This window comes from Limnohabitans sp. MMS-10A-192 (assembly GCF_003063335.1).
Lineage (GTDB): Bacteria > Pseudomonadota > Gammaproteobacteria > Burkholderiales > Burkholderiaceae_C > Limnohabitans_A.
The window spans coordinates 901,551-923,153 of the sequence record NZ_NERX01000001.1 but is presented as its reverse complement, the minus strand read 5'-3'; the positions used below and the strand labels follow the sequence as shown (position 1 = coordinate 923,153).

11 protein-coding genes and 1 pseudogene are annotated in these 21,603 nt (G+C 56.4%); 9 read left to right on the top strand and 3 right to left on the bottom strand.

All coding sequences use genetic code 11. The annotated features are described in order from the left end of the window. Positions 1-392 precede the first annotated feature (392 nt). Entirely contained in the window at positions 393-2,228 is a 1,836-nt protein-coding gene (locus B9Z43_RS04450) for a sensor histidine kinase (RefSeq protein WP_108322882.1), read from the bottom strand. Between the two features lie 2 nt (positions 2,229-2,230). Continuing rightward, positions 2,231-2,809 (bottom strand): response regulator transcription factor, encoded by a 579-nt coding sequence (locus tag B9Z43_RS04445; RefSeq protein WP_233250020.1) that lies wholly within the window; start codon positions 2,807-2,809, stop codon positions 2,231-2,233. Between B9Z43_RS04445 and B9Z43_RS17250 the strand changes: the two genes are divergently transcribed. The 7 genes and pseudogenes from B9Z43_RS17250 (at position 2,782) to B9Z43_RS04415 (ending at position 16,935) form a co-directional block, all read left to right on the top strand. Next, positions 2,782-3,207 (top strand): hypothetical protein, encoded by a 426-nt coding sequence (locus B9Z43_RS17250; RefSeq protein ID WP_199222251.1) that lies wholly within the window; start codon positions 2,782-2,784, stop codon positions 3,205-3,207. The genes B9Z43_RS04445 and B9Z43_RS17250 overlap by 28 nt on opposite strands. Next, positions 3,204-11,507: a YDG domain-containing protein gene (locus tag B9Z43_RS04440; protein WP_108322880.1), complete on the top strand. Its 8,304-nt coding sequence runs from the start codon at positions 3,204-3,206 to the stop codon at positions 11,505-11,507. The genes B9Z43_RS17250 and B9Z43_RS04440 overlap by 4 nt, the downstream gene beginning before the upstream one ends. Continuing rightward, positions 11,504-13,294 (top strand): ShlB/FhaC/HecB family hemolysin secretion/activation protein, encoded by a 1,791-nt coding sequence (locus B9Z43_RS04435; protein WP_108322879.1) that lies wholly within the window; start codon positions 11,504-11,506, stop codon positions 13,292-13,294. Before B9Z43_RS04440 ends, B9Z43_RS04435 begins: the two co-directional genes overlap by 4 nt. 111 nt (positions 13,295-13,405) lie before the next feature. Then, positions 13,406-14,221 carry a sulfotransferase gene (locus B9Z43_RS04430; RefSeq protein WP_233250011.1) on the top strand — a complete coding sequence of 272 codons (816 nt, stop codon included), beginning with the start codon at positions 13,406-13,408 and terminating at the stop codon, positions 14,219-14,221. A 49-nt stretch (positions 14,222-14,270) separates the two neighbouring features. After that, a pseudogene (gene cysC / locus B9Z43_RS04425) lies at positions 14,271-14,864 on the top strand (adenylyl-sulfate kinase); the annotation flags it as partial. Between the two features lie 137 nt (positions 14,865-15,001). Next, positions 15,002-15,718 carry an SDR family NAD(P)-dependent oxidoreductase gene (locus B9Z43_RS04420; protein ID WP_108322876.1) on the top strand — a complete coding sequence of 239 codons (717 nt, stop codon included), beginning with the start codon at positions 15,002-15,004 and terminating at the stop codon, positions 15,716-15,718. A 203-nt stretch (positions 15,719-15,921) separates the two neighbouring features. Next, positions 15,922-16,935, top strand: coding sequence for an ABC transporter substrate-binding protein (locus B9Z43_RS04415; protein WP_108322875.1), 1,014 nt, complete (start codon positions 15,922-15,924; stop codon positions 16,933-16,935). Here B9Z43_RS04415 and B9Z43_RS04410 read toward each other — a convergent pair whose 3' ends face one another. After that, on the bottom strand, positions 16,936-18,147 hold the full coding sequence (locus B9Z43_RS04410; protein ID WP_108322874.1) for a CaiB/BaiF CoA-transferase family protein: 1,212 nt from the start codon (positions 18,145-18,147) through the stop codon (positions 16,936-16,938). Positions 18,148-18,326: 179 nt separating this feature from the next. Between B9Z43_RS04410 and B9Z43_RS04405 the strand changes: the two genes are divergently transcribed. Continuing rightward, positions 18,327-19,310, top strand: a complete 984-nt coding sequence (locus B9Z43_RS04405; RefSeq protein ID WP_233250009.1) for an OmpA family protein — start codon at positions 18,327-18,329, stop codon at positions 19,308-19,310. A 55-nt stretch (positions 19,311-19,365) separates the two neighbouring features. Next, complete coding sequence (locus B9Z43_RS04400; RefSeq protein ID WP_108322872.1) at positions 19,366-21,564, top strand: Ig-like domain-containing protein; 2,199 nt, start codon at positions 19,366-19,368, stop codon at positions 21,562-21,564. Positions 21,565-21,603 lie beyond the last annotated feature (39 nt).

Genomic DNA, 21,603 nt, shown 5'->3' with positions numbered 1-21,603 from the left:
GGGCACAGTGGAGCGACCTATCAGCTTCAAATTCTGGATAACTTCAACACAGATGTTCTGAAAACTCTTTTAACAAGAAGATGTCTCAACATTTAGAATGCAGACTTAAACCCCAAGTGCTTAATCGGCTTGTCCTTGGGAAACTTAGGCGGTTTGTGATGAAGCATGTTCTGCCCCGCCAGAGCAAAGCCCGTGAGATCCGTCTCACGGGCTTTTTTCTTTTCTACTTTTCGTTCCTTCTGTCGGTGACACCCTCAGAGTTGCGCCTCGCGTAAATTACGCACCAGCGCAACTGTATTGACCCAGCGGAAACTGCACAGGTCAGGCTGCTGATGCGTAAGCCTCAGCAGGTGTTTTCATGCCCAGCGCCTGGCGCAATGGCCTTGATCGATTTACACAGAACCAAGCGGATGCAGCGGTACAACAAGCTGAACCAGAGTACCCGGTTGACTGTTGGAAAAAGACAGATTGCTGTTGGTCACGCTGAGCTTGCCGCCCGTCGTGCGTGCGCGTGCCATCATGTTTTTTTGACCTTGCCCACGAACCGTTTTTTCGCTGATGCCAACACCGTCGTCTGCCACTGAAACCGTCAACTGAGATCCCACTGCGTCATAGGTAAAGTCGAGATGGATGTTGGTAGCTTTGGCATGTTTGAGCGCATTGTTTAGCGCTTCTTGGACCAGTCTCAGGATTTGCAAAACCACTTTGGGTGAGACTTCAGGTGCATGGTCCACTTGCAGATTCCAGTGGAGTTTCAGGGACGTGCCAGCCAGCCGTTGTTGTGTCCTGAATCTGAAATCAACCAGCGCATTGGGCAAGTAATTGTCACTGTTGCCCAATGTATCCACAAGCAAGTAAAGGTCTCCGATGCTCTCTTCAAGCAAGCGCCCCAGAGCTTCTTGAGACATCTGGTTTTGCTCGACCATCATTTTGGCAATGACCAACTGTGAGCCAAAGCCATCGTGCATGTCTTGCAGCATGTGCTGACGCTCTTGTATTCTTGATCGGTCTATTTCTGTATTCAGCAACTGGTCATGCAGCGCATTGAGTTCAGCCGTGCGTTGTTTAACCTTCATCTCCAGCTCTGCACTCTGGTTTTGTGAGCTGATCAAAGCAAAAACCAACAAGGAGAACAACATGCTGCCAAACATGAACAAGATTCCGCTGTACGCATAAGGAATGAAATACATACCGACAAAGGCAGATTTACCCGTGAACCTCGGCCAGTCTAAGCTGATGGCCACCGTGATCAGCGCCATCATGGTGGTTGCAAAAATATGGGTGATCTCTCGCGATTTCCAGGTCCAGTAAAGCATCAATGCGGGCATCAAAAAGATAGCCAGCAAAAGCGGCAGATAAAGCGTTGTCAGCAGTGTGCGGTTGCTGTCAGACAAGCCGATGAGGGCCACCGAGAGCACGGTGTAGGCCAGCACACCCCAGTAAATCCGAGGCTTGAGCCTTTCGAAAAAAGAAGCGAACATCAAGAGCAACAAGTGCCCTGACGCGAAGCGACTGGCAAAGACAATCCAGCTGAACACATCCAGATCCATCATCGGTCGGCTCATGACGACACTGCTCGTTGCAACGGCGTTGGCCAGGCTGGTCAGGCCAAACCAAAAATACACAGAATCCTTGCGCAACACGACACCCACTGCCAAAGCCATCACGCCCAGCAAGCCGGACAACCAGCTCAGCCCCGTCATCAGGTCTACCTGAAGCCAGTATTGCCAAAGAAAGAAACGTCTGTGCAGCGTTTCAAAATGACCGACCCAGACGCTCGACAAGCCATTGCTTTGACGCGCATTGGCGTAAATTTCAAACCGAATGTCGTTGGTGCCAAGTTTCCAAAAAGAGATGGGAATATCGATCAAATAGGGGAGATGCAAACAGCGAACCTCTTGGAGTTGCCCAGGCTCACAGGCACCAAAAAATTGTCCGTTCACAGAGACATTGCCGGCCAAAGACATTTTGGGCACATAAATGGCCAGGGGCTCTTCTGGCAAAGTAGGCAGGTCTATCTGCAGCTTGTAACTGACCAGACTGCCCTTGGGTTCAAAGTCTGTGGCCGCCATCATGTGCGGCAAGTTCACAACTTTCTCAGGACCCAGTCCCTTCATCAACGCCAGCTTCAGCTCGGTCGGGGGCTGTTCTGGCTTGGCCGCCTGTACCCCTCCAGCGTTCAGCAAACACAGGGCCAGAAAAGTCCAAAGCGCAAGGCGGTAAAACACAATCAAATATTCAGCAGCCCTGCAGACTGCGCCTTGGTGATGGCTTGCCGTTGGTTGCAAACTTCCAGCTTGCGGTACATGTTGCGAATGTGCGTTTGAACCGTAGAAAGTGAAATGTTCATGACATCGGCGCAACTGGCATAGCTGCACCCTTTGGCAATGAGCTGGAGCAATTCCAGCTCGCGTTGTGAGAGGTTCAATTTGTTTGACAAGGCCATGGCGTTGGGCGCCCCTGCCAACCTGAACAAATGTCTGGCCAAAGCTGGGCTCACAGGGTATTGGCCTTGCAGCACCAATTCAATCGAGTGACCCAAGGCCGCGTCGGTGCCGCCTTTGAGCAAATAACCGTTGGCCCCTGCGCGAATGGCCGACAAAAAAGTTTCTTCGGCCGTGAAGGCGGTGGTGACCAAAATCGGCAACTCGGCAAACCGCTGACGTACCGCAGCGATCACATCAATGCCTGAGATATCGGGCAAGCCTATGTCAATGAGTGCCAAGTTGAATTTTAAATTCGGCTTTGCCAAGGCTTCCAAAGCACTTGCACCATCTTGGAATGCTTGTATTTTCCAGTCCCCCGCCATGTGCTCAAAGACCCGCACAAAGTTCTTCTGGAACACCAGATCGTCTTCAACCAACAGGACGTTTGAGATGGCAATGGATTGCACGAGGGCTCGGCTTAAATGTAAAAAATAATTTTAAAGATTGTCTAAGTTTATTTATTTTTGGTAAATCACATTTCCATGTGAGTAGAAAAAATCATCAAAAAATAAAAATTCGAGTGAATACCTTTTTCATGCGATTTTCAAAGGACTGCCTAACTCATAAAGTGCAAATTATCAATGAAGCGCAATTTATGAAAATCGATAAGACCAAAAATCCTACTGGTGTAGACATACGCTGTGCATCTTTGCCTGCGAGTTGCATTGAGACAGTCTTGATGCGTGGAGTTTCTGACTGTAACTGTGCACTGCCAACATGAATAAAGTCCATCGGATCGTCTGGAATGAAGCCCTCCAAATGTGGATGGCGGTGGCAGAGAACGCCAAGGGCCACAGCAAGTCTTCACGCTCGATCGTCTCTGCCAAACGCAGGCTGAACCTGGCCGCACTTGTTGCGGGCCTGGTGACCGGATCAGCTGGATTGCAGATGGTCCATGCTGCACCTGCAGGGGGGCAGGTGACTTTTGGCGCTGGCACCATTGCACAGTCAGGCCAGACAACCACCATCCACCAATCGACGCAAAACCTGTCAATCGACTGGAAAAGTTTCAACGTCGGCACCAATGAGAAGGTGAACTTTGTTCAGCCTGGCGCCACAGCCATTGCCGTCAACAAAATTTTCGACACCAACGGCAGTCAAATCTTGGGGAACTTGAAGGCCAATGGTCAGGTTTTTTTGATCAACCCGAACGGGGTGATTTTTGGTGCTGAGGCGCAAGTCAACGTCGGCGGCTTGGTGGCCTCAACGCTTGACATCACCAGCGGCACGGGAAGTACAACCAGCTTTGCCGGCACCGGCAACGGCAAAGTCATCAACCTCGGCAAGATCACTGCCGCCAACGGTGGCTATGTGGCGCTGTTGGGCCATCACGTCAGCAACCAGGGCGTTATTTCTGCACAACTGGGCACGGTCGCTCTGGGTGCGGGCAGCGCCATCACGCTGAGCTTCAACGGCAGCAACTTGGTGCGCATGGTGGTGGATCAAAGTGTGCTCAATACCTTGGTTGAAAACGGGGGCTTGATTCAGTCCGATGGTGGCAAAGTATTGATGACGGCGGGTGCGGCGAAATCTCTTTTGGCCAGCGTGGTCAACAACACCGGTGTGATTGAGGCGCGCACGCTGAACCAGCAAGGCGGCACCATCACGCTGCTGGGCGGCATGCAAAACGGGACAGTGAACGTCGCGGGTACCCTCGACGCCAGCGCACCGAACGGAGGCAACGGCGGTTTCATTGAGACCAGTGCTGCGCGTGTGACTGTGGCTGACGCAGCCAAAATCACCACCGCTGCAGCCATGGGCTTGGCGGGAACGTGGCTGATTGACCCGACCGACTTCACCATCTCTGCGGGAGCTGACGCGCTGACGACCAGCGGCATTGGCGCCTTGACCCTGGGCGCAAGCCTCGGTACGTCTAACGTGACAATTGCCACGGACGCCTTGAGCGGCGGCGACCCGGGTGACATTCACGTCAATGCGCCTGTGACATGGAACGCCAACAAGCTGACGCTCAACGCGCAAAACAACATCAACATCAACGCCAGTCTGTTTGGATCGGGTACGGCCAGCTTGGCGCTTCAGTATGGACAGGGTGCCGTCGCGCTGAACAACACCAGCACCTACAGCTTGAATAATGGCGCACAGGTGAACCTGCCTGCCGGACCCCATTTCAGCACCTTGCTCGGCTCAGACGGAGTCATCACAAACTACACCGTCATCACCCAACTGGGCGCGCAGACTGATGCTGCGACAGCGCCAGCGACGGCAACTTTGCAGGGCATGGCGCTAACGGCCAACCTTGCAGGCAACTACGCACTCGGCGGCAACATTGATGCTGCCGCAACAGCGGCTTGGAACACCGCGGGCGCGGTCAGTGCTGGCTTTACGCCGATCGGTGTTGATTACGACACTGCGTTTACCGGCAAATTCGACGGCCTGGGGCACACGATTGCCAATCTGACGATCAACCGGCCCAATCAATCCAATGTCGGCCTGTTTGGCGCAAGCAATTATGCGGTGATACAAAACGTTGGGCTGGTTGGCGGCAGCGTGACCGGAAGCAATTATGTCGGTGGCTTGGCGGGTTACAACATCGGTGCGATCAGCAACAGCTATGCGACCGGCAGCGTCACTGGCACTGGTGATAATGTCGGTGGCTTACTAGGGGGCAGCTGGGGCCCGATCACGAACAGCTATGCAACGGGCAGCGTCATTGGCGACCGATTTGTCGGCGGCCTGGTGGGCACTAACTCCGGGAATATCGTCAACAGCCACGCGACGGGCAGCGTGACTGGCAGCGAGCGTGTCGGCGGCTTGGTCGGTTTCATCCAGGACGGCGCGATCAACAACAGCTTTGCAACTGGAAGCGTCAGTGGTACGGGTGATTTTGTCGGCGGCCTGGTAGGCTACAACCAGTCCGGATCGATCAACAACAGCTATGCAATCGGAAGCGTCACTGCCACTGGTAATTATGTCGGCGGTTTGGTAGGGCGCCACAACTTTGCCACTATAACTGACAGCTATGCGACAGGCAGCGTCAACGGCAGCGCTAGAGTAGGCGGATTGGTAGGGTTCAACGACTACGCCACGATCAACAACAGCTATGCGACAGGCAGCGTCAACGGCGGCAACCAAGTCGGCGGATTGGTTGGGTTCAATGAGAACGCCACGATTCACAACAGCTATGCGACAGGCAGCGTCAACGGCAGCATGGATGTCGGTGGCTTGGTGGGTCAAGCCTATTCCGGCGGGATCAACAACAGTTATGTGACAGGTGTCGTCACTGGCAGCAACAAAGTCGGCGGTTTGGTCGGCTACAACTACGGTGCCACGATCAACAACAGCTATGCGACGGGCAGCGTCACCGGCATCAATAGCACCGGTGGCTTGGTGGGTTACGCCCAATACGGCGCCATCTACAACAGCTATGCGACGGGTGTCGTCACTGGCAGCGACCATGTCGGCGGTTTGGTCGGGCACAACTACGGCACCACGATCAACAACAGCTACTGGAACAGCGATACCCATCCGATAGGTATTGGCTTTGGAGATCCGATCGGCGCGACCGGCCTGAGCAATGCGCAGATGCAGAACTCAGCAAATTTCGGGGGCTTTAACTTCACCAGCACCCCCGGGGCAACTGGCAACAACTGGGTCATGGTCAATGCCGATGGCTCGTTGAACAATGCGGGCGGTGTGCTCGGCGCAACGACCCCCATGCTCGCGTCCGAATACTCGACCCGCATCAACAATGCTCACCAATTGCAATTGATGGCCATGGACACCTCGGCCAGCTACACCCTCAGCAAAAACATCAATGCAGCAGCCACAGCAGGCGGTGATGTGTGGGGTAGCGCAGGTTTTGTTCCTGTGGGTAAAAACTGGCTAAACCGCTTCACTGGAACTTTCGACGGCTTGGGGCACACAATTTCCAACCTGATGATCAACCTTCCCGATCAACCCAGTGTTGGGCTGTTTGGGATAACCAGTGGTAAGCTGATTCAAAACGTTGGTCTGGTGGGTGGTAGCGTCACCGGCAGCAATGATGTTGGTAGTTTGGTGGGCTTCAACTACGGCGGCACGATCAGCAACAGCTATGCGACGGGCAGCGTGACTGGCACTGGTATTGGTACAAATGTCGGTGGCTTGGTAGGAAGCAATTACGGCACGATCACCAACAGCTATGCAACCGGCAGCATCAGCGGCACCCAATTGGTTGGAGGCTTGGTGGGCTTCAACTCCGGGTATATCAGTCACAGCTATGCGACCGGGAGCGTCAGTGGCCAGAATGATGTAGGCGGTTTGGCCGGTAACAACATATCCTCAACGATCAGCAACAGCTATGCAACAGGCAACGTCACCGGCGGCAGCAGTGTCGGCGGCTTGGTGGGTTATAACTCTGGAGCGCTCAGTGACAGCTATGCAACAGGCAACGTCACCGGCGGCAGCAGTGTCGGCGGCTTGGTGGGTTATAACTCTGGAGCGCTCAGTGACAGCTATGCAACAGGCAACGTCACCGGCGGCAACAGTGTCGGCGGCTTGGCAGGTTACAACTCTGGAGCGATCAGTGACAGCCATGCAACGGGTAGCGTCACAGGCAGCTCTTACTATGTCGGTGGCTTGGTCGGGACCAACAGCTATGCCACGATCACTAACAGCTATGCAACGGGTAGCGTCACAGGCGTCAATAATGTCGGCGGGCTGGCAGGGATTAACAACGGCGGCACGATCAGCAGCAGCTATGCGACCGGAAGCGTCAACGGCAACAACAACGTCGGCGGATTGGTAGGTTATTACTATTACGGCGCGGTCAATGACAGCTATGCAACGGGCAGCGTCAGTGGTAGCGACAGTTATGTGGGTGGCTTGGTCGGGTACAACTACGGTGCCACGATCGGCAACAGCTATGCGACGGGCAGCGTCTCCGGCAGCAATGATGTCGGCGGCTTGGTGGGCTATGCCCTGTCTGGTGAGATCAGCAGCAGCTATGCCACCGGCAGCGTCGTCGGCAGCGTCTCCAGCGGCAATTATGTGGGCGGCTTGGTGGGTTACGCCGAAAACGGCGCGATCAGCAACAGCTATGCAACAGGCAACGTCACCGGCGGCAACAATGTCGGCGGCTTGGTCGGTTACAGCCCATTCAGCGAGATCAACAACAGCCATGCAACGGGCAACGTCACCGGCGGCGGCAGTGTCGGCGGCTTGGTCGGTAACAGCAGTTCCACCACGATCAGTAACGTCTATGCAACGGGCAACGTCACTGGCACTGGCAGTAGTGTCGGCGGCTTGGTAGGTTATGCCCCATCCGGCACGATCAACAACAGCTATGCAACGGGCAACGTCACTGGCACTGGCAACAGTGTCGGTGGCTTGGTAGGTTACAACTCTCTAGTGATCAGTAACAGCTATGCAACGGGTAGCGTCACAGGCAACGATTCTGTTGGCGGTTTGGTCGGGTACAACTACGGTGCCACGATCGGCAACAGCTATGCGACGGGAATCGTCAACGGCATCGGTTCTGTCGGCGGTTTGGTCGGTCATCACTCTTTTGGCGCTATCAACAACAGCTACTGGAACAGCGATATTCATTTGGTAGGTATCGGCAGCAATGACAATGTTGGCGATACGATTGGCGCGGCTGGCCTGACCACCTCCCAGATGATGCAAGCATCCAGCTTTGCAGGATGGAACATTGCCAACACAGGCGGTAGCGGCGCCATTTGGCGCATCTATGAAGGTCATACGTCACCTTTGCTCACCAGTTTCCTCACCCCACTGACGCTGGCAGATGCGCCTGATGTCAGCGTGAGCTACAACGGCCTTGCCCAGAGCGGACTCACGACTGTCAACCCTCTGGTTTTGGGTGCGGCAGCCACGGGTAAAAATGCGGGTTTTTACAACGGTTACTATTCGACCCAGCAAGGTTATGACATCACCGGCGGCAATCTCATCATCACGCCAGCGACGCTGCCAGTGACGGGCCTGAGCGCTGCGAACAAGGCCTACGACGCGAACACAGCAGCCACGCTGAGCGGCACGCCCAGCGTGGCGGCCCTGGGCTCTGACGTAGTGTCCTTGACCGGCACAGCCTCGGGCACCTTCTCAGACAAGAACGTCGGGACCGCTAAAACGGTAGCCACGGCAGGGGTGAGCCTGAGCGGTGCGGACGCTGGCAACTACACGCTGGTGCAGCAGTCGTTGACCGCCAACATCACGCCAGCGACGTTGCCAGTGACGGGTTTGAGTGCTGCGAACAAGGCCTACGACGCGAGCACCGCGGCCACGCTGAGCGGCACGCCCAGCGTGACGGCCTTGGGCTCTGACGTGGTGTCCTTGACTGGCACAGCCTCGGGCACCTTCTCGGACAAGAACGTCGGCACCGCTAAAACCGTTGCCACGGCAGGTGTGAGCCTGAGTGGTGCAGACGCGGGCAACTACAAGCTGGTGCAGCAAGCGTTGACCGCCAACATCACGCCAGCGACGCTGCCGGTGACGGGCCTGAGCGCTGCGAACAAGGCCTACGACGCGGGCACAGCGGCCACGCTGAGCGGCACGCCCAGCGTGACGGCCCTGGGCTCAGATGCTGTGTCCTTGACCGGCACGGCAACGGGCACCTTCTCGGACAAGAACGTCGGAACCGCTAAAACGGTAGCCACAACAGGTGTGGGCTTGAGCGGTGCGGACGCTGGTAACTACACGCTGGTGCAGCAGTCGTTGACCGCCAACATCACGCCAGCGACGCTGCCGGTGACGGGCCTGAGTGCTGCGAACAAGGCCTACGACGCGGGCACAGCGGCCACGCTGAGCGGCACGCCCAGCGTGACGGCCCTGGGCTCTGACGTGGTGTCCTTGACCGGCACGGCTTCGGGGAGCTTCTCGGACAAGAATGTCGGAACCGCTAAACCCGTGGCCACAACAGGTGTGAGCCTGGGTGGTGCGGACGCGGGCAACTACACACTGGTGCAGCAATCGTTGACCGCCAACATCACGCCAGCGACGCTGCCAGTGACAGGCCTGAGCGCTGCGAACAAGGCCTACGACGCGAGCACAGCGGCCACGCTGAGCGGCACGCCCAGCGTGACGGCACTGGGCTCAGACGCTGTGTCCTTGATCGGTACGGCCTCGGGCACCTTCGCTGACAAGAACGTCGGGACCGCTAAAACGGTAGCCACAACAGGTGTTGGCTTGAGTGGTGCGGACGCTGGCAACTACACGCTGGTGCAGCAAGCGTTGACCGCCAACATCACGCCAGCGACGCTGCCGGTGGCGGGTTTGAGTGCTGCGAACAAGGCCTACGACGCGGGCACCGCGGCCACGCTGAGCGGCACGCCCAGCGTGACGGCACTGGGCTCAGATGCTGTGTCCTTGACCGGCACGGCATCGGGCACCTTCGCTGACAAGAACGTCGGAACCGCTAAAACGGTAGCCACAACAGGTGTTGGCTTGAGCGGCGCAGACGCGGGCAACTACACGCTGGTGCAGCAGTCGTTGACCGCCAACATCACGCCAGCGACGCTGCCGGTGACGGGCCTGAGTGCTGCGAACAAGGCGTACGACGCGAACACAGCAGCCACGCTGAGCGGCACGCCCAGCGTGACGGCCCTGGGCTCAGACGCTGTGTCCTTGACTGGCACAGCCTCGGGCACCTTCTCGGACAAGAACGTCGGAACCGCTAAAACGGTAGCCACAACAGGTGTTGGCTTGAGTGGCGCGGACGCGGGTAACTACACACTGGTGCAGCAATCGTTGACGGCCAACATCACGCCAGCGACGCTGCCGGTGACAGGCCTGAGCGCTGCGAACAAGGCCTACGACGCGAGCACAGCGGCCACGCTGAGCGGCACGCCCAGCGTGACGGCCCTGGGCTCTGACGTTGTCTCATTGACCGGCACGGCCTCGGGCACCTTCGCTGACAAGAACGTCGGGACCGCTAAAACCGTTGCCACAACAGGTGTGAGCCTGAGTGGCGCGGACGCTGGCAACTACACGCTGGTGCAGCAGTCGTTGACCGCCAACATCACGCCAGCGACGCTGCCGGTGACGGGCCTGAGCGCTGCGAACAAGGTGTACGACGCGGGCACAGCAGCCACGCTGAGCGGCACGCCCAGCGTGACCGCGCTGGGCTCTGACGTTGTCTCATTGACCGGCACGGCCTCGGGCACCTTCGCTGACAAGAACGTCGGAACCGCTAAAACCGTTGCCACGGCAGGTGTGGGCCTGAGTGGTGCGGACGCGGGTAACTACACACTGGTGCAGCAAGCGTTGACGGCCAACATCACGCCAGCGACGCTGCCGGTGACGGGCCTGAGCGCTGCGAACAAGGCGTACGACGCGGGCACCGCAGCCACGCTGAGCGGCACACCCAGCGTGACGGCGCTGGGCTCTGACGTTGTCTCATTGACCGGCACAGCCTCGGGCACCTTCTCGGACAAGAACGTCGGCACCGCTAAAACCGTTGCCACAACAGGTGTTGGCTTGAGTGGCACGGACGCTGGCAACTACACGCTGGTGCAGCAAGCGTTGACGGCCAACATCACGCCAGCGACGCTGCCAGTGACGGGTTTGAGTGCTGCGAACAAGGCGTACGACGCGGGCACAGCAGCCACGCTGAGCGGCACACCCAGCGTGACGGCGCTGGGCTCTGACGCTGTGTCCTTGACCGGCACGGCCTCGGGCACCTTCGCTGACAAGAACGTCGGAACCGCTAAAACGGTTGCCACAACAGGTGTGAGCCTGAGTGGTGCGGACGCTGGCAACTACACGCTGGTGCAGCAGGCGTTGACCGCCGACATCACGGCAGTCCAGTCTGCAGTTCCTTTCCCCGTGCAAATTGCTTCTGGTGCCCCAATCCTGCTGATCACATCACCGGTAGATTCCCCAGCGGTCAGTGCTGAAAGCAATCCAGGCGTTGTTGCCAACACTGGCGAAGATGCTGGCGCAACGACAGCTCAGCTCAGCGGCACAGGTGCTGGCAAAAAGTCTGCTCGCCCTGTCAATTACCAGTTGGCAATTGGTGGGTCATCTGGTGTGGCAGTGATGGGAGGCGGCGTGAAACTGCCATGAAAACATTCACCTTAGCAAAGCGGCAAGTTGCTTCGGCAAACACCATCGCTAGCTCCTATTTTTTAGCCGTGAGATTGCCCTTGAAAAAAATAATATCCCGCTCTGAGATGGCTCGGCTTGACGCGTTGGCCGCCTTGCTGATGCTTACAGGCAGTGCAGCGTGGGCAGCCGGGCCGGACTTGGCTGTTACGCCTTTCATCCCCGGTGCAGGGGCCATTTTGCAAAGCGTGCAGCCGCCGAGTTTGCCGCAGCCGTCCTCCATCGAAACCGGACTGTCGCTACAGAGCAAGGCCAACACTCAGCTACCGCCAAGCGCGCCTTTCATGGTCAAGTCAATCCGGTTCATTGGCAACACGGTGTTTACCGCTGATCTGTTGCGCGAACTGGTCAAGGATGCTGAGGGGAAGGCACTCACCTTGGAGCAAGTCGGTGAGCTGGCAGATCGCATCACCGATTACTACCAAGGCCACGGCTACCCGCTGGCACGCGCCATTGTCCCGGCGCAGACCATTCAGGAGGGCGCTGTCACCTTCCAAGTCATCGAAGCACGCTACGGCAAAGTCGTCCTGGACAACAAGAGTGGGGTCGGGGACACCCTGCTGAGCGCCACGCTCTCGACCCTGCAGCCCAATGACCTGATCTCCAAGGACAAGCTGAACCAGGCCCTCTTGCTGCTCTCCGATATCCCTGGGATGACCGTTGAGGTGATCGCACAACCTGGCCAGACGGTCGGCACCTCTGACCTGGTTCTGAATGTGGCACCCCTGCCCATGGTGACAGGCAGCGCCTTCGTGGACAACAGCGGGAGCCGCTACACAGGCCAAGACCGGGTTGGTGCCAACGTGAACATCAGCAACCCACTGCATCACGGCGATGTGCTGAGCGCCACAGCGCTCAGTTCCGGTCGGGGCATGACTTATGGCCAGTTGTCTTATGAAACCCTGCTCAATGGACGTGGGACCCGCGTCGGAGGCTCAGGCTCGGGATTGCACTACGTACTGAATTCCATCGGTCATGGCACCGCTGATGTGGCCAGCCTGTGGGTCAAGCAGCCTTTGGTGCGCAGCCAGAGTCATAACGTGTACGCACAGCTCCAAGTCGATAGTTTGCGGCTTAACGACCTCGTTGACACTGACAAAAGCCAAAAAGACCGTAAGCTGCTCAACACCTCGATCAGCCTCAATGGTGACGTTCGTGATCTTTTGCCGCAAGGGTTGACCAGCTGGAAGGCCGCCTTGACTGCAGGTCATGTCAGTTTTTCGAACCAGGCGGCCCAGCTCTACGATGCACAGACGGTCCAGACCCAAGGCAACTTCGTCAAGTACAGCATCTGGGGCAATCACCAGCAGCCCTTGACGGCCAAGGACTCCTTGTACCTTGCGTTTTCAGGTCAGACCGCCAACACCAATTTGGATCCATCGCAGAAGATGACATTGGGTGGACCCAACTCGGTGCGTGCCTATGCCACGGGTGCCATTTCTGGTGACAACGGTACCTTGCTGACCGTCGAGCTGCGTCACTTGCTCGATGGCGCATTATTTGGGACTGAGGGGCTTTGGCAGGTGATGGCTTTTGTGGACAGCGCACACGTCAGTATCAACAAAATACCTCGGGTCAGCGGCATCAATCAAGCGACGCTTAGCGGGGGGGGGATCGGCTTGCTCTGGGCAGGTGCGAAGCAGCTCACAGTCCAGCTCACCTTGGCTGAACGAATCGGCAGCCTGCCAGCCCTGATCACCAGCAGTCCCAAGGTTCGTGCTTGGGCAGTGGTCAGCAAAGGTTTTTAATTTTTAGTGTCAACGCCTACATGCTTAAATCATGGAGCAGCTGACGATGAAACCGTTTAAAACACGGTACAAAACGATGGACCAAAGGCGATAAAGATGACACCAAATTTTGTGGGCGTGACCGGCTTGCCACGCTCTGGCTCGACCCTTTTGTGCCAGATGCTGGCCATGCACCCGGAGATACGCTGCGATAACCAGAGTTCGCCTTTGTGCAATGTCCTCCTCGGCATCCGGCGCATGGCCAGCGATGACCAATTCTTTCTTTCACAGCTGGACAATCGATTTGATGCCAGCTACGCGCAGCTGCAATCGGCGATGACGGGGTTTTTGCGAGGCTGGTGTGGACAAGCCGGGGAATCGGGCGAGACCTTTACAGTGGACAAGAACCGCGCCTGGCTGCACTGCATCGAGCTGCTGCTGACTCTGGCACCGGAGGCCAAGCTGATTGTGTGTGTGCGAGAGCTGGGGCAGATCTACGGCTCAATAGAGTCGCAGCATCAAAAGACCATCTTGCTTGACTTTCTCGATCATCTGGGCGACTTTGACCGCTTCGGAAGGGCAGATATTTTGTTTGCCAAGGACAAGACCATCGGCGCGCCGTTGATTTCCTTGCATGCCGTTCCCGACCTGCCCAGAGCCGTGCAGGAGCGACTTTACTTTGTGCGTTACGAGGACCTGATGGCCCAGCCCGCAGCTTGCATGAGCAGCATCTTCAAGTGGCTGGGCGTGTCTGCACTGCAAATTGACACCAACGCACTTGAGATCGGTATCCCTGAGAGTGACAGCCACTATCGGATGAAATACCGCCATACCCAGTCAAAGAAGATTACCCCGCCCAAGCGCCACGAGATTTCTCCGCGCATCCAAGCGAACATCGAAAACGTTTATGCCTGGTTCTACCAGACCTACTACCCTAAAAAACCCTAGGCAGACTGCAGCGAGCGAGAACAGTATGGCTGACACAGTTGGCGAGGCCAACATTCATTGGCAGGCATTGGATGTGAATCAGGCGGCACGCGCTGCCATCAAGCAGCAAACGCCGCGCTGTATTTGGTTCACCGGTTTGTCGGGTTCGGGCAAAACGACCATCGCCAATCTTCTGGAAAAGCAACTGCATGCGCAGGGTCTGCACACCTATATTTTGGATGGTGACAACGTTCGACATGGTCTTAATCGCGATCTGGGCTTTGCCGAGGCCGACAGGCAAGAAAACATCCGCCGCGTGGCAGAAGTCGCCAAACTCATGCTGGATGCGGGTCTTGTGGTGTTGGTGTCATTTATTTCACCATTCAGGGCTGACCGCAGCATCGCGCGCAGCTTGTTCAAAGACGGCGAGTTCGTAGAGGTGTTCGTGGACACCTCGCTTGAGCAGTGCGAGCGGCGAGACCCCAAGGGTTTGTATGCCAAGGCAAGGCGTGGCGAGTTGAAAAACTTCACCGGCATAGACAGCCCGTATGAGCCGCCACAACAGCCGGATGTTCACTTGCAAACCGGCACAACTGATGCTGCGGAGCTGGCTGGGCGGCTTGCATATTTGGTGATGAATGCGCCCAATCCTAAGGACGCTTAGTGGGGTCTCTTTGAGGGAAACCTGTGGGTAGCGTCCTTAGCCCATCTCACGGGTTTTTTGCTTTTCTACTGTCGGTGACACCCGCCGAGTTGCGCCTCGCGTAAATTACGCATCAGCGCAACTTACAGAGGTTCATCATGAAGACTCCCCGCAATGTGTTGGTGGTTGGTGCAAGCAGCGGCATCGGTGAGGCCATCGCGCACGCGTTTGCCGAGCAAGGCGATCATGTGACGGCAACTGGGGCAACCGAGGCTGAGGTCAAGGCGGCCCATGAACGTCAGCCCACAACGGTGCGTTTTGTCCAACTGGATGTGCGTGACGGACAAGCCGTGGCGCAATTGGTTTCGGCGCTTGGCGAGCTGGACGTGCTGGTCAATTGCGCGGGCATCATCCGCAGAGGTCAAGAGCATGACCCGGATGTCTTTGAGCAGGTTCTGGACATCAACCTTGTGGGCACCATGCGCCTTTGCGCGGCGGCGCGCAGCAGCCTGGCCCAAAGGGGCGGTTGCATCATCAATACGGCCTCGATGTTGTCCTTCTTTGGAGGAGGGCTGGTGCCCGCTTACAGTGCCAGCAAAGGCGGTATCGCCCAGCTGACCAAATCCCTGGCCATCGCTTATGCAGAGCAGGGCATTCGCGTCAATGCGATCGCGCCGGGGTGGATCGCCACACCGTTGACTCAGGCACTTCAAGATGATCCAGGGCGTTCAGCCCCGATCATCGCCAGAACGCCCATGAAGCGGTGGGGGACGCCTGATGATCTGGTCGGGCCGGTGATGTTCTTGGCCAGCCCGCAGGCCAAGTTCGTGACGGGCGTTGTTTTGCCTGTGGATGGCGGTTACTTGATTGCTTGAAGCTCTAACAAGCCCGAGTGAGGTGAGTTGTCACGCGGGTTTTCAAGGTGCGCCTGATCTCAAGTTCAAGGTCCCAGGCCCAGATGGCAAATTGCGTTCGTGGACGAGTCGGGTATCTCCGAATGCATCTAAGGCGCGATTGAACAATAATTTTTTGGGTGTGTTCCACACACATTGCGCGCAACTCATCACTCAGAGGCGACATGATTCCCATCAAGTACACATCTTTTCTGATCCTCGCGACTTCTGCATGGCTGACCGGTTGTGCCGGGACCGCTTCGAAGCCCCCTGCGAATGACCCTGCGACGCTTCGCGTGAATGTCTTTCGCAGCGCAACGAATATCCCAATCTACATGGCTGAAGAGAAGGGCGCCTTCGCCAAGCGCAACCTGCGCATTGATCTGCAGTTCACACCGAACTCTTCTGAGCAACGTGCTGGGCTTGCTGCAGGCCGCAGCGACATCGCGCACACGGCCGCTGACAATGCGGTGGCCATGGTCGAGGTGGCGAAAGTGGATGCCGTGATCGTTGGCGGCGGCGACAGCGGGCTGTTGGAGCTCTTTGTTCGACCCGAAATCAAGATCCTGTCGGATGTGCGCGGCAAAGCGATGGTGGTGGATGCGCCCAACACGGCTTATGCCTTGGTGGCTCGCAAAATTTTGAAGAATGCAGGTTTGGTCGACGGTCGCGATTACCGTCTGGTGCCCATCGGCGGCACCGAGAGCCGTGTCAATGCGTTCTCACAAAGTTCTGACAACGCGGTAGGCATGCTCAACCCGCCATGGACTTTTGTCGCAGAAAGTCGAGGTGCCCGCAGTTTTGGCAAGGCCAAGGATCTTTTGGGACCCTACCAAGGCATTTCGATGGTTGCCACGCGCTCATGGGCACAGGCCAACGGCGGGGCGCTTGAGCGCTATCTTGCGGCCTACATCGAGGGCTGCCGTTTGACCACCGATCCTGGGAATCGCGAGCTGGTGATTGCCGTACTTCGCAAACGCTTGAACTTGACAGCCGATGTCGCCAGTCGAAGCTATGAAGGCCTGATCGAGCCTGGATACGGTCTGTCACGCGACTGCCGGCTTGACATGGCCGGTTTTCGCAACGCACTGGCCCTGCGCGCAGAGATCGAGGGGCAGTGGGGAGGAGTGGCGCCCGCGCCTGATCGGTACTTGGACCTCGGCTACTTCGAGCGTGCCATGCACTTTGTAGGCCGTTGATCAGGCCACGATGCCTCTGGCCTTGAGCGCTTGAATTTGTTCTGCGCTCAAACCGATTTCTTGCAATACCGCCTCGGTGTCTTGGCCAATGTCCGGCGCATTGCGCACATGGCCACCCGGGGTGCGTGACAGTTTGGGCACGATGCCTGGCAAGCTCAGCGAAGACCCATCGTCCAGTTGGATTTGCTCGATCATGCCGCGGGCTTGGTAATGCGGATCAGCCGCGATGTCCGCCACGTTGTAGATCCTGCCCCCTGGGACACCGGCCGCATCCAGTGAATGCAGCACATCGACAATGTCGCGCTCGGCGGTCCATGCGCCAATGGCTGCATCGATCTCTTCAACGCGCTTGACACGTCCACTGTTGTCCTTGAGTTCCGGATCCTGGCCTAAGTCATCGCGCCCAATGGTGTGCATCAAGCGTTTGAAGATGCTGTCGCCATTGCCGGCGATCAGCACATAGGCGTCTCCCAGGCAGCGGTAAGCATTGCTGGGTGCAATGCCGGGCAGGGCACTGCCCGCAGCTTGGCGCACAGCGCCAAAAGCGCTGTATTCGGGCAACAAGCTCTCCATGCAATTGAAGACAGCTTCGTAAAGCGCCACATCGATCACCTGGCCCAGCCCGCTGCGCTGGCGTTCATGCAGCGCCATCAAAATGCCGATCACGCCATGCAATGAAGCCAGCGTATCGCCAATGCTGACGCCCACACGCACGGGCACGCGGCCAGGCTCTGCCGTCAGGTGGCGCAGACCGCTCATGGCTTCGGCCACCACGCCAAAGCCGGGTTTGTCGCGGTAAGGGCCGGTCTGACCGTAGCCACTGATGCGCAGCATGATCAGGCGCGGGTTCAGCGCTTGCAGTGCATCGGGGCCCAAGCCCCAGGCTTCCATGGCGCCGGGGCGGAAGTTCTCAATCAACACATCCGCATCCTGGGCCAGCTGACGCACGATGTCTTGGGCTTCGGGCTCTTTCAGGTCGAGCGCCACCGAGCGCTTGTTGCGCGACTGGATCTGCCACCAAACCGACGTGCCATCTTTGAGCAAACGCCACTTGCGCAAAGGATCTCCAGCACCCGGCGGCTCAATCTTGATCACTTCGGCGCCGAAGTCCGCCAGGGTTTTGGCGGCAAAGGGCCCGGCAATCAGTTGCCCGAGTTCAATGACCTTCAAACCCTGCAAGGGGCCCAGTTTTGGCGTGTTTTTCGGTTGCATGCCGATGACTATAAAAGATCTGAATCGTGCTTTAGGCGGTTGAAAATGTGTTTTTTGTCATTTAAGAATACGCCAATTGGCTGATTTTAAAACTAAATAATTCAACGAAGATACCTCATTCAATTTTTAACAAAGCTATTTAAGTCTTTGTGAACAAACAAAGGATGAGGGATAGAGTCATGATGAATAGGTTTTTCAAGCTTCCCATGTGCGGCGTACAGCACGCAGCGCTCGCATCCGTGTTGTTGCTCGCGTGCACAGCAACAACACATGCGCAAGTTGGCAAGGACAGCGCCGCTGCTACCGCCGGCTCTGTGAACATTGAGGCGTATGGCGAGTTGTATGCCGGCAGCAGGCCCGTTGGCAACCAACTGAGCAAAGTCTTCTTTTATCGCCCTACGTCGGTGCTTGCGCCGCAGCCAGTCAACATCTACCTGGATGGCCGTTACCACACCTCCTTGCTGCGCGGTGGCTTTGCCGAAACCTGCATCGTCCCGGGTGCCATGGCCGTTCAGTCAGTGCTTGACGATGCCAGTCGCCAGCACACCGGCAAACAAGAAGCAGGGCAGCGCATCCAGTTCGACGCCGGCAAGACTGTCTATCTGCGTTTGCAAGAGAGCGCTTATGCACCGCCAAGTTTGCAACTGGTCAACGCGTCGACGGCTCAAACCGAGTTGAGAAATATCCGCCGCCAAATCCACACAGTTTCGCGTGTGAAGGCCGTCAGGGAATGTGTGGATGGCGTAGAAGTAGCAGCCCCCATGGCCATGCCCTTGGGCGATCAAAAATTTGCATTACAAGCCGATGCCTTGTTTGAGTTTGGCAAAGCAGAACTTCGCCCCGCAGGCTACAACGCCATTGAATTGCTGGTCCAAAAAGTCAAGAGCGAATACCGCTCGGTCGACAGCATTCGGGTCATCGGTTTCACGGATGCCATTGGCCCCAAGAAGCTCAACCGAAAGCTGTCTGAAGACCGCGCCATCACCGTGGCGGAGCAAATTCGGGCGGGCGGTATCAACCCGACAAAAGGAATTCAAACCGATGGCCGTGGCGCGGCTGAGCTTGTGAAAACCGAATGCGGTAACGAGCCCACCCCCAACAACAAGCAATGCCACGCCCCAAACCGCCGTGTTGAGGTGTCCGTGTTCGGCGTTCGCAACTGACATTTCACATTCAAAGCATTTTCATTTTCAAGCCACTTGTTAAAAGGCCACTGCAATGACCAAGACATACCAAATCAAAATCAACCAGGGTAAAGACGCCAAAGCTCTGGACATTCCACAAGCGGGCTCCAAGGGCCAAGCCGTGACTGTCAAGGCAGTCAGCGGTGCCCGCTATCAACTGATTGATCCAGAGACCGGCTTTGGGCCTGAAAACATCCGAGCAAGCCGCCAAGGCAAAGACCTCAAAGTCAGCTTTGAAGGCAGCAAAACCACCGACCTGGTGATTGAAGACTATTACACGGTCACCGCTGACAACTTCAATGGTCTGATCGGTGAAGCGGAGTCGGGCAAGTTTTATGAATACATCCCGGAAAACGCCTCAGGCATGGCCAGCGTGCCCATGCTGGCGGACGCGGGTCAGGTGGTAGGCATGGCCCTGGGCGGCGCAGAAGTGGCCCCTGCCGGCGCGGCTGTGGGCGTGCTGGCCGCAGGCTTGTTCAGTCCCTGGTTGCTGGGCGCTGGTGCGTTGGGTTTGGCTGCTGCGGGCGGCGGTGGCGGCGGCGGGGCTGCTGCGACCACAGACACAACAGCGCCAACGGGACAAACAGGCGCTTTATCGCAAGTTTCAACCAGCGACTCCGGCAAGTTGGGGGACAACTTGACTGGGATCACGAAGCCCGTCATCACCGGCAAAGCCGAGGCGGGTTCAACTGTGGAGGTGTCCTTCCGTGATCCGGCAGGCAAGCTGACAGGTCCCTATAAAACCACAGCCGATGCCAATGGCAATTACAGCTTGCAAGTGCCCAATAGTTTGGTCGATGCTTCGACAGACACCAAAGGCACCCAATACACTCCCGTGATTAAAGCTACGGATGCAGCTGGCAACAGCAGCACAGCAGACGGCACGTCTTTTGTGGTGGATACACAAGCACCGTCTGTGGCGGTACAAATAGATGCAGATGCGAACAACGATGGCTACATCAATGCTGCTGAAAAAGGAACTGCAATCACCACAAGCGTGACGGTGATTTTGGATAAATCCAAAATGGTCGCAGGTGATGTCATTGCCTTGACCAACGCAACAAATACAAAGACTGAGACCGTGACCTTGACGGATGCAGATATCAAAGCCGGTCAGATTGTCTCGAAGGGGTGGGAGTTGCCTGATGAAGGCAAACAACTTACTGTGATGGCGACCGCTCAAGATTTGGCTGGGAATGTGTCTGCGGTTGCTTCTGATGTAGCCAAATTGGATCTAACCGCTCCGCTCAATAACAAAGGTATTGTCAGCCTGACCATTGACTTGGATACCAACAATGATGCCAGTATTAACGCTGCTGAAATGGGTGGGAGTAAAAGCACTGTCCTCACAGCAAAATTTGACACTACGAACCTGATTGCCGGCGACATCATTACATTCAGTGATGGCTCGACTACGAAGCCAGTGACATTGACATCAAAAGCTATTACTGATGGTCAGATCACCACAGACTGGCCATTGCCTCCTGAAGGTTCCACATTAAAGGTTAATGCGATTCTTTCGGACGCAGCAGGTAACCCTGTTCCGCAGCAACTTGCTACAGACAGTGCCAAGATTGATACCCTTGTCCCGTCTGGACAAACAGGCTGGTTAGCCCAAAAGAGCGATACCGGTATTTTAGATTCGGATTCAATTACGTACGATGACACGCCCACTATTGAGGGGGCAGCTGAGAGTAATGCCAAAATCGAAGTGTTTTTGAAAGATGTTGCTACAGGACAGTTTGTGATGGATGGAAGTTCAAAATTGTCTTATGTGACTACGGCCGATTCAAATGGTCGTTATTCAATTGATGTAACAAAAATCCTGCCAGACAATTCAAGCAACGGGCATGGTACAGTTTATTTTCCTATTATTAAAGTGACTGATGGATCTCAAAACTCCAGTGAGAAAGATGGAGTAGCATTTACTATTGATAAGCACATTTTATTTAATGTTGGTGCAACTGAAGTCAATAGCGCGGGGAGTACCAAGTTCTCCGTTAATCCTATGGAGGATTTGACATTTAAAAGTGGAAATTGGGATGCGGCATCTAGCTCATATGTATACTCAAGCAAGACTGCTGTGATTTCTGGTGTACTTTTTGAGAAAACTTTGTCAGGAGCACCGGCATCGAATACTTATGTACTTTGGGACATAGCAGGTAATTGGCTTACTGAAGACAGCAAGTTTCCAGGAACCACTGTCATTGATAATGTTCACTTCATCGCCTAATTCTAAATAGGATAAAGAATGTCGAGCCATGTGTTTCTC